Genomic DNA, 12,205 nt, shown 5'->3' with positions numbered 1-12,205 from the left:
GGGTCAGGTGAAGCGGCTGACGTCGCCGGCGCCCTCGCGGACGACCTCCGGGTAGCCCTGGGACCAGTCCACGACGGTGGTGGGGACGAGCCCGCAGTCCCCGGCGTCGACCACCGCGTCGACGACGTGGTCGAGCTCCTCCTTGATCGCCCACCCGTCGGTCATCGGGTCCTCGTGGTCGGGCAGCAGCAGGGTGCTGGACAGCAGGGGCTCGCCCAGCTCGGCCACGAGCGCCCGCGCCACCGGGTGGTCGGGGATGCGGACCCCGACGGTGCGCTTCCTGGGGTGGGAGAGCCGGCGCGGCACCTCGCGGGTCGCCGGGAGGATGAACGTGTACGGGCCGGGGGTGCAGGCCCGCATCGCCCGGTAGGCGGCGTTGTCCACGTCCACCAGCGACCCGAGCTGGGTGAAGTCCGAGCACACCAGGGTGAAGTGGTGCTTGTCGTCCAGGCGCCGGATCCGCCGGATCCGCTCCGCCCCGTCCGGTGTGCTCATCCGTGCGCCCAGGGCGTAGCACGAGTCGGTCGGGTAGGCGATGAGCCCGCCGTCGCGCAGCATCGCCACCAGCTGGGCGATGCTGCGCGGCTGGGGGTCGACCGGGTGCACCTCCACGAACCGCGCCATGCGGGTGAGCCTACGAGCGGGGCGTCGACCCGGCGCGCCGGGTCGACGCGGAGGCGTCCTGCTCGCGCACCTGGGCGTCGACGAGCGCGTCCTCCTCGTCCTCGTCGCTGGGCCGGCGACGGCGCGCCCGGCCCGGGCCGGCCGGCGCTGCGGCGGCGGCCGGACCGGCGCGACCGGGCGGGCCGGCCGGCTGTCCCTGCTCGTCGTGGGCCGAGCGGCGGACCACGACGACGAAGCCCCCGAGCGCACCGAGCGCGAAGACGAACCACTGCAGGGCGTAGGACAGGTGCGGCCCCTCCTCGACCTGCGGGCGCGGCAGCAGCCGCGGTGCGTCGCCGGGCCGCGGTTCCTCGCTGCCGAGGACCGCGTACGCCGAGGTCAGTAGGTCCTGCCTCTCGGCACCGGCGAGCTGGACCAGGGACGGGGTGATGCTCTGCACCTGACCGGCCGGGGCCCCGCGGCCGGAGTCGGGTTCGGCGGGTCGCATCCGGGCGACGAGCCGGACCTCGCCCGTGGGCGGTGCGGGGACGGCCTCCGGCCGTTCACCCGTCTGCCCGGTGGGCAGCCACCCGCGGTCGACCAGGACGACCGCTCCGTCCCGCGTGCGCAGCGGGACGAGCTGGTGGTAGCCCGGCCGCCCGTCCAGGGGGCGGTTGCGCAGCAGCACGCCGTCCTCGGCGAGGTAGCGGCCGGTGAGCGCCACCGGCGTCCACTCGGTGCCCTCGGGCAGGTCGCCGGCCGGCGACAGCGCCGCGTCCAGCGGCACCGGCTCGCGGTCGTAGTTGCCGGTCACCAGCGCGTTGCGCTCCAGGCGCTGCTCGCGCCGGTCCCACTGCCAGCTGCCGAGCGCGACGCAGCCCGCGGCGACCGCCAGGGCGAGGAGTAAGGCCCCCAGCCAGCGCCAGGAAAGCAGGAACCGGTACACGCCACGACGGTATCCGCCGGGCGGCGGGCACGGGCCGCCGGGCCGCGGCGGCCGCTCAGCTGCCGTGCAGCTCCTCCACCCCGGTGGTCTCCCGCAGGAAGCCCCGGACGTCGAGGTGCTCGGCCAGGGACGGGCGGTGCTCCTCGCAGGCGAGCCAGGTCTTGCGGCGCTCGGGGGTGTGCAGCCTGGGGTTGTTCCACCGCAGCGCGTAGACGGCCCGGGCGCGGCACCCGCGGGCGCTGCAGACGAGGTCGGGGGCGGGGTCGACCTGGTCGGGGCTCATCCGGCCAGTGTGGGGCCGGTGCCGTCCCGGGTACAGCGGGGTCCGTCCCACGGACGCGCCCGACCGCGGGTACGCGGGTTCACACCGGGGCTCACACGGCGGCCCGACACGGCGGCCGGACATGGGGACGCCGGGTGGCAACGGGGGGAGGCCACCCGGCGTCCGGGCGCACGGGCCGACGGGGGAGGCGGTCCGTGCACGACGAGTATGACACGGATCGATGTCAACGTCCGTCGTCCGGGGAGGACGTCCTCCGATCCGGTGACGGGCCCGGTGACGGCCCGGCCTGGGGGTGCGGGTGACCGCCTCGCGGGAGCGCCGCCGGGCCGGGGGCGAGGACCGTCGGGAGGGGAGGTGGCCGCTGCTCGACGCCGGCGTTCGCCACGATCACCGCCACGTAGGGCAGTACGACGGCACCTGCCACCCACAGCCAGTACCAGGGCGCGGGCGTGACCAGGGCCAGGGCGATGCAGACCATCCGGACGCTCATCGACACCAGGTACCTGACCACGCGGCTGTGCTGGTCGTCGGTGTGCGACCTGCGCGCGTCGGTGACCCGGTAGACGTCCTGCTGCTGCCGCGTGCGCGGCCGGAGGCGGGGGGTCCTCACCACCTCACGGTACGCCGGGCCGTGGCGCGGCGCCCCGCGGGCCCCCGACCGTCAGGGCGTCGTGCCGGGCCCCCCGTCAGGACGCCTGGCTGACGCTGGAGAAGTTGAACCCGCGCACCCGCATCGGCGGCGCGATGACGCGCGGGAAGAACTCGCCCCACTCGCGGCTGAGCGTGGGCTCGCTGGTGCCCACCGCGTCGACGCGCCGCAGCACCTCCAGCGGGGACTCGTTGAAGCGGAAGTTGTTCACCGCCGCGACCACCTCGCCGCCCTCCACCAGGTAGACGCCGTCGCGGGTCAGGCCGGTGAGCAGCAGCGTCGTCGGGTCCACCTCGCGGATGTAGAACAGGGACGTCAGCAGCAGCCCGCGCCCGGTGCCCGCCACCAGCTCCGCCTCGTCGCCGGCAGCCCCCTCGCAGGTGACGAGCAGGTTGTCCGCGGCAGGGGTCAGCGGCAGGCCGGTCAGCCCCGCGGTGTGCCGCGTGGTCGGCAGGGCCGTGAGCCGGCCCGCGTCCACCCACGTCGTCGCCGGGACCGGGACCCCGTTGTCGAACACGGACGCGAACGGGCTGGACTGGGTGGTCACCACGAACGGCTCGCACTCCAGGCCGGGGTGCCCCGGGTCGCTGCGCACGCTGACGGGGACGTGGGTCAGCACGTCCCCGACCCGGGTGCCACCGCCGCGGCGGCTCAGCGCCGAGCGGCCCTCGTGCGCGGAGCGCGCGTCCGAGCTCCAGTACAGGTACACCAGCAGGTCGGCCACGGCCGACGCGGGCAGCACGGCGTCGTAGCGGCCGGCGTCCAGGTCGCGGCGGACGGACTGCCACCCGAGCCGCTGGGTGATCGTCGCGTCGAGCGCCGTGACGTCGACGTCGTCCAGGAAGCGCCCGGCGCGGGAGGCGAACGCCGAGCGGCTGCGCTGGTGGGACTTGCCGGTGAGCTCGACCGTCGCGGTCGGCTGCACGTGCCGCCGCCGGGTGCCGGCGGTGGTGCCCAACCAGACCGTCTGCACGGTCTGCTCGGCGTAGCCGAACAGCTCGCGGCCCTCGGCGCGGGAGCGCTCCAGCGCGTCGCCGAGCCGCGGCGCCGTCCCGGTCAGGGCGGAGGCGGACGTCGTCTCCGCGCCGCCGTCGAACCCGTCGTCCTGGCCGCCGTCGACGAGGTCGGCGGCGTCCTCGGCGGCCGGGGCCCGCTCGGCCAGGGCCTGCGCCTGGGCGACGAGGTCGGCCAGGTCCTGGGGGCCCACCCCGCGACGGGAGACGGTGCCCAGGCTCGTGCCGCGGGCGGTGCGGACGGCGGTCGCGACCGTCACGGACTGGCCGGTCGTCGTCCCGTTCGTCGTCAGCGTGCTGTTGGCCCAGCGCAGGTTCGCCGACGAGTCGTGGGTGACGACCACGGACGTCCCGGCGTGCCCCGGGGCCCGGGCGGCGAGGTCGAGCGCCCGCTCCACGAGCTCGTGGGCGGGGGTCGGACCGGTCGCTGACGACGTGCTCGACGAGGTGCTCACTGGCCGGCCTCCGAGGCGGTGTTGAGGACGCGGATGCCGCGGAAGACCGCGGCGGGGCACCCGTGGCTGACGGCCGCCACCTGCCCGGGCTGGGCCTTGCCGCAGTTGAACGCGCCGCCGAGGACGTAGGTGCCGGGGCCGCCGACCGCGACCATCGCGCCCCAGAAGTCCGTGGTGGTGGCCTGGTAGGCGACGTCCTTGACCATCCCGGCGAGCCGGCCACCACGGACCCGGTAGAACCGCTGGCCGGTGAACTGGAAGTTGTAGCGCTGCATGTCGATGGACCAGGAGCGGTCCCCGACGACGTAGATCCCGTCCTCCACCCCGGCAAGCAGGCCGTCCAGGTCGGGGCCGTCGGCGGCAGGCTGCAGGGAGACGTTGGCCATCCGCTGCACGGGCACGTGCCCGGGGGAGTCGGCGTACGCGCACCCGTTGGAGCGTCCCGGCGGGTCGCCGAGGGCGTGCATCGCCGCCATCCGCCGGTCCAGCTGGTAGCCGACCAGCACCCCGTCGCGCACCAGGTCCCACCGCTGCGCCTGCACGCCCTCGTCGTCGTACCCCACGGTCGCCAGACCGTGCTCGACGGTGCGGTCACCGGTGACGTTCATCAGGTCGCTGCCGTACCGCAGCGTGCCCAACCGGTCGAGCGTCGCGAACGACGTGCCGGCGTAGGCGGCCTCGTAGCCGAGGGCGCGGTCGAGCTCGGTGGCGTGCCCGACGGACTCGTGGATCGTCAGCCACAGGTTGCTCGGGTCGATCACCAGGTCGTAGTCGCCGGGCTCGACGGACGCCGCCGCGAGCTTCTCGCGGACCAGGTCGGGCAGGCGGGCCAGCTCGCCGGCCCAGTCCCACGCCCCGTCCGACGCCGAGCCGGTGAGGTACTCCCACCCGCGGCCGACGGGCGGCGCGAGGGTGCGCATGGTCTCCATCCCGTCCTCGCCGACGAGGACGACCTCGACCTCCGGCTGGACCCGGACCCGCTGCTGGGTGGTGCTGGTGCCGGTGAGGTCGGCGTAGAACTTCTGCTCCTTGACCGCGCGGAACGTCGCGTCGACGTGGCTCACCCCGGCGGCGAGCAGGTCGCGCGACCACTCCTCGAGCAGCGCCGCCTGGTCGGCGGCCGGGACGTCGAACGGGTCCACGTCGTAGGCCGAGACCCACTGGCGGCCGGCGTGCACCGGCTCGTCGGCCAGCTCCACCCGCTCGGTGCTCAGCGGCCGCGACACGCGGGCCAGCTCGACCGCCCGCTCGGCGACGGCGGCGGCCTCCTCCGCGGTGGTCACCGCCGAGGAGGCGAACCCCCAGGTGCCGTCGACCACCACCCGGACGGCCAGGCCCGAGTCGGTGTCGTCCCCGCTGGAGGTCAGCCGGGCGTCCTTGAGCCGGACGTCGGCGTCGCGCACCCGCTCGACCCGCAGGTCGGCGTGCTCGGCGCCGAGCGCCCTCGCCCTGTCCAGGGCGGCGTCCGCCCACCTGCCCAGGGGGAGGCCGCTGAAGTCCTCATCGACGGTGCGCACGAGCGCGACCCTAGTGGAGGCCCACGGGTCGACGCTGACAGCACGGCCTCTGCCCGGACCTCTGCCCCGGACCTCTGCCCGGGCCTCTGCCCGCGCGGGCGGGCGCCCGGGACGCCGGTCAGGCGCGCACGTCCAGCACGAGCTTGCCCGTCGTGCCCCGCGAGCGCAGCGCCTCGTGCGCGCGGGCCGCGTCGGCCAGCGCGTACGTGCCGCCGTGCACCGGGCGCAGCGCTCCCGTGCGGGTCAGCGACAGCAGCTCCTCCATCGCCGGCTCCAGGCCGCCGGGCCGCGACAGCACGTGCACCAGCCAGAAGCCGGCGACCGTCTTGGAGGTGCCCATGAGCGCGCCGACCGGCACGTCGCGCGGCGCGGTCCGGGACGCCATCCCGTACGCGGCCACCCGGCCGAACGGCGCCAGCGCGGCCAGCGAGCCGTCGAAGACGTGACCGCCGGTCATCTCCAGGACCACGTCGACGGGGCGCCCGCCGTTGGCCTCCACCAGGACGTCGCGCACCGCGTCGGCGTCCGGGCACCCCGAGACGTCGACGGCGACGTCCGCGCCGAGCCCGGTGGCCAGGTCGCGCTTGTCCGCGCTGGACGCGGTCGCGATCACGCGGCCCGCACCCCACTGCTTCGCCAGCTGCACCGCGAGGGTGCCCACGCCACCGGCGGCGGCGTGCACGACGACGCTCTCGCCGGGTGCCAGGTGGGTCGAGGTGCGCAGCAGGTGCCAGGCGGTGGTGCCCTGCAGCACCAGGGCCAGGGCGGCGGCGTCGTCGACCTCGTCGGGCACCTCGAAGGTCGCCGCGGGGTGCGCCGCGGCCACCTCGGCGTAGCCGCCGCCACCGGCCAGCAGCGCGACCACCCGCCGGCCGTCGTCGCGGCGGCGCCCGACCACCTCGGCCCCGGGGACCAGCGGCAGCTGCTGCGGTGCGAGGTAGGAGTTCTCGCTCTGGTGGGTGTCGGCGTAGTTCAGGCCCGCCGCGTCGACGTCGACGAGGACCTGCCGGCCGGTGGGCACGGGCTCGGGCACGTCGGCGACCCGCAGGACCTCGGGGCCGCCGAACTCGGTGATCTGGATGGCGCGCATGGGCAGCGAGGCTAGGTGCTCGGCCACCCGGCGGGGGATGGGCGAGCGGTGTGGCGCACGTCATGGTCCGGCCCCGGGCCGGGCTGCGACCCGGGGTCCTACCCGCGGGTCACCTCGGCGCCGCCTGACGCAGGGCACGACGCGGTAGCGTCCCGCGCATGAGCGAACCGCGCAGCGTCCTGGTCACCGGAGGCAACCGCGGCATCGGCCGCGCCATCGCCGAGGCCTTCCTCGCCGCGGGGGACAGGGTCGCCGTCACCTCCCGCAGCGGCGACGCCCCGGACGGCGCGCTGGCGGTGCGGTGCGACGTCACCGACACCGCGTCGGTCGACGCGGCGTTCACCGAGGTCGAGCAGGCGCACGGCCCGGTCGAGGTGCTCGTCGCCAACGCCGGCGTCACGAAGGACACGCTGCTGCTGCGGATGAGCGACGAGGACTTCACCTCCGTCGTCGACACCAACCTCACCGGCGCGTTCCGCTGCGTCCGCCGGGCCAGCAAGGGCATGATCCGCCTGCGCCGGGGCCGGATCGTGCTCATCTCGAGCGTCGTCGGCCTCTACGGCTCGCCGGGGCAGGTCAACTACGCGGCGAGCAAGGCCGGGCTGGTGGGCATCGCACGCTCGGTGACCCGCGAGCTCGGGGGGCGCGGGATCACCGCGAACGTCGTGGCGCCCGGCTTCATCGAGACGGACATGACCGCGGAGCTGCCCGAGGAACGGCAGGCCGCCTACAAGGAGGCCATCCCGTCGGGTCGCTTCGGCGTCGTCGGCGAGGTCGCCGACGCCGTGCTGTTCCTGGCGTCGGAGCGTGCGGGGTACGTCAGCGGAGCGGTGCTGCCGGTGGACGGCGGCCTGGGGATGGGGCACTGAGATGGGTCTTCTCGACGGCAAGCGGCTGCTGGTCACCGGTGTCCTGACCGACACCTCGATCGCCTTCCACGTGGCGCGCCTCGCGCAGCAGGAGGGGGCCACCGTGGTCCTGACCGGCTTCGGCCGGGCCCTGCGCATCACCCGGACCATCGCCAAGCGGCTCCCCGAGCCCGCCCCCGTGGTCGAGCTCGACGTCACCAGCGGCGAGGACCTCGAGGCGCTCGCCGGCCGGGTGCGCGAGCACGTCGACGGGCTCGACGGCGTCCTGCACTCGATCGGGTTCGCCCCGCCCGGAGCGTTCGAGTTCATGACCGCGCCCTGGGACGACGTCGCCACCGCGGTGCACACGTCCTCCTACTCGCTCAAGGCGCTCGCGGCGGCGGCCCAGCCGCTGATGACCGCGGGCGGCGCGGTGGTGGGGCTGACGTTCGACGCCCGGTACGCCTGGCCGCTCTACGACTGGATGGGTGTGGCCAAGGCCGCGTTCGAGTCGACCTCCAGGTACCTGGCCCGCGACCTCGGCCCGCAGGGGATCCGGGTCAACCTCGTCGCCGCGGGTCCGATCCGGACCACGGCGGCGAAGTCGATCCCGAAGTTCGAGCAGTTCGAGGAGATGTGGCAGCAGCGCGCACCGCTCGGGTGGGACGTGCGGGACGCCGAGCCCGCGGCGCGGGCGTGCGTGGCGCTGCTGTCGGACTGGTTCCCCGCGACCAGCGGGGAGATCGTGCACGTCGACGGGGGCTTCCACGCGATGGGGTCGTGAGGTGCTGACCCTGCTGCTGATGCGGCACGCCAAGGCCGCGCCGGGAGAGGACGACCACGCCCGGGACCTGACCTCCCGGGGCCGCCGCGACGCCGAGGCGGCCGGCCGGTGGCTGGCGTCGGCCGGGCACCGGCCGGACGTCGTGCTGTGCTCGGACTCCCGTCGCACCCGGCGGACGACCGAGCTGGTGCTGGCGGGCCTGGCCGCGGACGCGTCCGCGGCGGCTGCCCCGCCACCGGTGCAGGCGCTGGCCGAGCTGTACGGCGCCGGACCGCACCGCGTGCTCGACGTGGTGACCCGGACCCCCGATGACGCCGGGACGGTGCTCGTCGTCGGGCACGAGCCGACCACGTCGGCCCTCGTGGCCGCGCTGACGGGTCGGCACGTGCCGTTCCCCACGGCGACCGTGGCCGTCGTCCGGCCGCAGGTGGGTGCGTGGACGGACCTGGCCGGCGGCGACGCGACGCTGGAGACGCTGCACGTCCCGGGCGACTGACCGGCCGCGGCGCGTCGGGCGACCCGTGTCTCAGGCCTCCGCGGCGTCGGCCTCCTCGACCTCCTCGCGGCTGATGCCGAGCAGGTACAGGACCGTGTCGAGGTAGGGCGTGGTGACCGAGGCGTCGGCGAGCTCGCGGACGACGGGCTTGGCGTTGAACGCGACCCCGAGCCCGGCCGCGGCGAGCATGTCGACGTCGTTGGCACCGTCCCCGATGGCCACGGTGCGGGCCAGCGGCAGCCCCTCGGCGGCGGCCAGCTCGCGCAGGGCCGCGGCCTTGCCGGCGCGGTCCACCACGGGCCCGAGCACGCGGCCGGTGAGCCGGCCGTCGGCCACCTCGAGCCGGTTCGCCCGCACGTACTGGGCGTCGACGTCGCGGGCCAGCGGCTCGACGATCTCGGCGAACCCCCCGGAGACCAGCCCGAGGGTGAAGCCGAGGCGGCGCAGGGTCCGGCACAGCGTCCGGGCGCCCGGGGTCAGCCGCACCGCGTGGCGGACGTCGTCCAGCACCCGCACGTCCAGCCCGGCCAGGGCGGCTACGCGCTGGTGCAGGCTCTCGGCGAAGTCGAGCTCGCCGCGCATCGCCGCCTCGGTGACGGCGGCGACCTCGGCGCCGCGGCCGGCGTGCTCGGCGAGCAGCTCGATCACCTCCGAGGTGATGAGGGTCGAGTCGACGTCCATCACCACCAGGCGGCGACCCCGGCGGGCCAGGCCGGCGGGGGAGACGGCGACGTCCACCCCCCGGCGACCGGCCTCGGCGACGAGGGCCCGCCGCAGCGCCTGCGCGTCCCCGCCGGAGACGTCGAGCTCCAGCGAGGTGACGGGCTGACGGGACAGCCGCCGGACCCGGTCGATGTTCGCCCCGTGCTCGGCGACCGCCCGGGTGATCGCGGCCACCGCCACCGGCCGCAGCGGCCGGCCCATCACCGTCACGGCGAGCCGCCCGCGCGGTCGCGGCCGGTTGTCCCCGCGACCGGCCCGGCTCTCCACCTGCAGGTCGAGCGCCTCCGCCTCCCGCGTCACCTGCCTGACGAGCCGCTCCTCGTCCGGTCCGGAGGTGACCAGGATCGCCAGGGTGAGGTGCTCGCGGACGACGACCTGCTCGACGTCCACGACCTCCACGTCCGCGCCCGACAGCGCGTCGAACAGCTGGGCCGTCACCCCGGGCCGGTCCCGGCCCGTGACCGTGACCAGCAGGGTGGGTTCGGCGTCGGTGCTCACGCCCGGAGGCTAACGAGCGCCCCGCGCACGCCTCGGCGCCGTCCGCTCGCTGGACGGGCGGGAGGGGCGGACCGCCCGTGGGTCAGGACGCGTTGCGCTCGTCGCGCCAGGCGAGCCAGTCCTCGAGCTCACCGAGGTCGTAGCGCGGCCCGCTGGCGCTGACGGTGAACAGCCGGGTGCCCAGGGCGTGCAGCCGGTCACCGACCGCTGCGGGGTCACCGGAGACGCCGCAGGACCGCTCGATCTCGTGCGGGTCGCGACCCTCCTGACGGCACCAGCCGTCCAGCACCTCGTGCTTGCGGGCGATGGTGTCCGGCCCGCCGAACCCGTGCCAGATGTCCGCGTGCCGGGCCGTGTACCGCAGCGTGCGCTGCTCGCCGCCGCCGCCGACCAGCACCGGGATCCGGCGGGTGGGCGGCGGGTTGAGCCGCTCCCACCGGCCGCGGATCCGCGGCAGGGCGTCGCGCAGGTCGCTCAGCCGCGACCCCGCGGTGCCGAAGTCGTAGCCGTACTCCTCGTAGTCGCGCTCGAACCAGCCGGCGCCGATGCCCAGGACCAGACGGCCGCCGCTGACGTGGTCGACGGTGCGCGCCATGTCCGCGAGCAGGTCCGGGTTGCGGTAGCTGTTGCAGGTCACGAGCGCGCCGATCTCGACCCGGCTGGTGGCCTCGGCCCAGGCCCCGAGCATCGTCCAGCACTCGAAGTGCAGGCCGTCGGGCTCGCCGTTCAGCGGGAAGAAGTGGTCCCAGTTGAGGACGAGGTCGACGCCGAGCTCCTCGGCCCGGGCGACCGCGCGGCGGATCTCGGCGTACTCGGCGTGCTGGGGCTGCACCTGCAGGCCCACCCGCACCGGTCGGGGGTCACCAGGGTCGCTCACGACTGCTCCGGCGCTGTGGCGGTCGGTGTCGCGGCCGCCGTCGGGGCGGCCGTCGGGGCGTCGGTGGCGGCGGTCCGGCGTCCGGAGGCCTGCGGCCTCGGGGGCACGGGCACCTTCTGCCCCTTGCCGACCACGGTGATCCCCGAGTCGGTCACCACGAACCCGCGGGCGCGGTCCTCCTCGGGGTCCATCCCGATCCGGGCGCCCTCGGGGATCACGACGTTCTTGTCGACGATCGCGCGGCGCACGACCGCGTGCCGGCCGACGTCGACGCCGTCCATCAGGACGCTGTCGCTGACCGACGACCACGAGTGCACCCGCACGTTGGGGGACAGCACCGAGTTCTCCACGGTCGCACCGGACACCACGACACCAGGGGAGACCACGGAGTTCACCGCGTGCCCGATCCGGCCGTGCCAGCCGTGGACGAACTTGGCCGGCGGCAGCGGGGGCAGGTGGGTCAGGATCGGCCAGGCGTCGTTGTAGAGGTTGAACACCGGGTGCACCGAGATCAGGTCCATCTGGGCGTCGTAGTAGGAGTCCAGGGTCCCCACGTCGCGCCAGTAGTCGCGGTCCCGCGGGGTGCACCCGGGGACCTCGTTGTCCTTGAAGTCGTAGACGTTCGCGCCGTCGCGCGCGACGAACCACGGGACGATGTCACCGCCCATGTCGTGCGCCGAGGACTCGTCCGCCGCGTCCGTCGTCACCGCCTCGATCAGCGCGTCCGCGTCGAAGACGTAGTTGCCCATCGACGCCAGCACCTGGTCCGGCGCGTCGGGCAGGCCCTGCGCGTCCGTCGGCTTCTCCAGGAACGCCCGGATCCGCGGGGCGCGCTGCGGGTCGACGTCGATCACGCCGAACTGGTCGGACAGCTCGATGGGCTGGCGGATCGCCGCGACCGTGCACGGGGCGCCCGAGGCCACGTGCTGGTCGACCATCTGGGAGAAGTCCATCCGGTACACGTGGTCGGCGCCGACGACGACGATGACGTCGGGCCGCTCGTCCGAGACGAGGTTCAGCGACTGGAAGATCGCGTCGGCGCTGCCCAGGTACCACCGCTTGCCCACCCGCTGCTGCGCCGGCACGGGGGTGACGTAGTTGCCGAGCATCGTCGACATCCGCCACGTCATCGTCACGTGCCGGTCCAGGCTGTGGGACTTGTACTGCGTCAGGACGACGATCTTCAGGAACCGGGAGTTGACCAGGTTCGACAGCGCGTAGTCGATGAGCCGGTACGTCCCGCCGAACGGGACCGCGGGCTTGGCCCGGTCCGCGGTCAGCGGCATCAGCCGCTTGCCCTCGCCGCCGGCGAGGACGATGGCCAGGACCTTGGGGGTCGCCATGGCGCCAGCGTAGGGGCGCCGGCCGCACCCCGCACGGGACGCGGCCCGCAGGACGCGCACGTCACCGGCGGGTTGCCCTA

General features: G+C 75.2%; 13 protein-coding genes. 3 read left to right on the top strand and 10 right to left on the bottom strand.

What is annotated here, in order from left to right:
- Positions 1–3 precede the first annotated feature (3 nt).
- From ACYVQV_RS01090 to ACYVQV_RS01060, 7 genes are all read right to left on the bottom strand, one after another.
- The gene (locus ACYVQV_RS01090) at positions 4–624 is read right to left on the bottom strand and encodes an L-threonylcarbamoyladenylate synthase (protein ID WP_461021405.1); all 621 of its coding nucleotides are present in this window, start codon (positions 622–624) and stop codon (positions 4–6) included.
- 10 nt (positions 625–634) lie between these two features.
- Entirely contained in the window at positions 635–1,549 is a 915-nt protein-coding gene (locus ACYVQV_RS01085) for an SURF1 family cytochrome oxidase biogenesis protein (protein ID WP_461021404.1), read from the bottom strand.
- Positions 1,550–1,604: 55 nt separating this feature from the next.
- Positions 1,605–1,832 carry a hypothetical protein gene (locus ACYVQV_RS01080; protein ID WP_461021403.1) on the bottom strand — a complete coding sequence of 76 codons (228 nt, stop codon included), beginning with the start codon at positions 1,830–1,832 and terminating at the stop codon, positions 1,605–1,607.
- Positions 1,833–2,055: 223 nt separating this feature from the next.
- Positions 2,056–2,442 (bottom strand): DUF3099 domain-containing protein, encoded by a 387-nt coding sequence (locus ACYVQV_RS01075; protein ID WP_461021402.1) that lies wholly within the window; start codon positions 2,440–2,442, stop codon positions 2,056–2,058.
- 76 nt (positions 2,443–2,518) lie between these two features.
- Positions 2,519–3,949 (bottom strand): metallopeptidase TldD-related protein, encoded by a 1,431-nt coding sequence (locus ACYVQV_RS01070; RefSeq protein WP_461021401.1) that lies wholly within the window; start codon positions 3,947–3,949, stop codon positions 2,519–2,521.
- A complete protein-coding gene (locus tag ACYVQV_RS01065; RefSeq protein ID WP_461021400.1) occupies positions 3,946–5,466 on the bottom strand; it encodes a TldD/PmbA family protein in 1,521 nt (506 codons plus the stop codon). The genes ACYVQV_RS01070 and ACYVQV_RS01065 overlap by 4 nt, the downstream gene beginning before the upstream one ends.
- A 118-nt stretch (positions 5,467–5,584) precedes the next feature.
- Positions 5,585–6,556, bottom strand: coding sequence for a quinone oxidoreductase family protein (locus ACYVQV_RS01060; RefSeq protein ID WP_461021399.1), 972 nt, complete (start codon positions 6,554–6,556; stop codon positions 5,585–5,587).
- A gap of 158 nt (positions 6,557–6,714) precedes the next feature.
- On the opposite strand from ACYVQV_RS01060, the gene fabG reads away from it, so the two are divergent.
- From fabG to ACYVQV_RS01045, 3 genes are read left to right on the top strand one after another with little or no spacing between them, the layout of a single operon-like run.
- Positions 6,715–7,425 (top strand): 3-oxoacyl-ACP reductase FabG, encoded by a 711-nt coding sequence (fabG, locus tag ACYVQV_RS01055; RefSeq protein ID WP_461021398.1) that lies wholly within the window; start codon positions 6,715–6,717, stop codon positions 7,423–7,425.
- A 1-nt stretch (position 7,426) separates the two neighbouring features.
- Positions 7,427–8,188 (top strand): enoyl-ACP reductase FabI, encoded by a 762-nt coding sequence (gene fabI, locus ACYVQV_RS01050; RefSeq protein WP_461021397.1) that lies wholly within the window; start codon positions 7,427–7,429, stop codon positions 8,186–8,188.
- A gap of 1 nt (position 8,189) precedes the next feature.
- A complete protein-coding gene (locus tag ACYVQV_RS01045) occupies positions 8,190–8,684 on the top strand; it encodes a SixA phosphatase family protein (protein WP_461021396.1) in 495 nt (164 codons plus the stop codon).
- A 30-nt stretch (positions 8,685–8,714) separates the two neighbouring features.
- Here the strand turns inward: ACYVQV_RS01045 and serB are convergent, their stop codons facing one another.
- From serB to glgC, 3 genes are all read right to left on the bottom strand, one after another.
- Positions 8,715–9,905, bottom strand: coding sequence for a phosphoserine phosphatase SerB (gene serB, locus ACYVQV_RS01040; RefSeq protein ID WP_461021395.1), 1,191 nt, complete (start codon positions 9,903–9,905; stop codon positions 8,715–8,717).
- A gap of 82 nt (positions 9,906–9,987) precedes the next feature.
- Positions 9,988–10,782, bottom strand: a complete 795-nt coding sequence (locus ACYVQV_RS01035; RefSeq protein WP_461021394.1) for an LLM class F420-dependent oxidoreductase — start codon at positions 10,780–10,782, stop codon at positions 9,988–9,990.
- Positions 10,779–12,125 (bottom strand): glucose-1-phosphate adenylyltransferase, encoded by a 1,347-nt coding sequence (glgC, locus tag ACYVQV_RS01030; protein ID WP_461021393.1) that lies wholly within the window; start codon positions 12,123–12,125, stop codon positions 10,779–10,781. The genes ACYVQV_RS01035 and glgC overlap by 4 nt, the downstream gene beginning before the upstream one ends.
- Positions 12,126–12,205: the final 80 nt, after the last annotated feature.

This window comes from Thalassiella azotivora (assembly GCF_054781695.1).
Note: the sequence above shows the minus strand (reverse complement) of the source record. Positions and strands in the feature narration are given on the sequence as shown.

Excerpts from the sequence above, each read along its gene's own strand:
- ACYVQV_RS01090 (WP_461021405.1), bottom strand. The coding sequence starts at position 624 with ATGGCGCGGTTCGTGGAGGTGCACCCGGTCGACCCCCAGCCGCGCAGC.
- fabG (WP_461021398.1), top strand. The coding sequence starts at position 6,715 with ATGAGCGAACCGCGCAGCGTCCTGGTCACCGGAGGCAACCGCGGCATC.
- ACYVQV_RS01080 (WP_461021403.1), bottom strand. The coding sequence starts at position 1,832 with ATGAGCCCCGACCAGGTCGACCCCGCCCCCGACCTCGTCTGCAGCGCC.
- glgC (WP_461021393.1), bottom strand. The coding sequence starts at position 12,125 with ATGGCGACCCCCAAGGTCCTGGCCATCGTCCTCGCCGGCGGCGAGGGC.
- fabI (WP_461021397.1), top strand. The coding sequence starts at position 7,427 with ATGGGTCTTCTCGACGGCAAGCGGCTGCTGGTCACCGGTGTCCTGACC.
- ACYVQV_RS01060 (WP_461021399.1), bottom strand. The coding sequence starts at position 6,556 with ATGCGCGCCATCCAGATCACCGAGTTCGGCGGCCCCGAGGTCCTGCGG.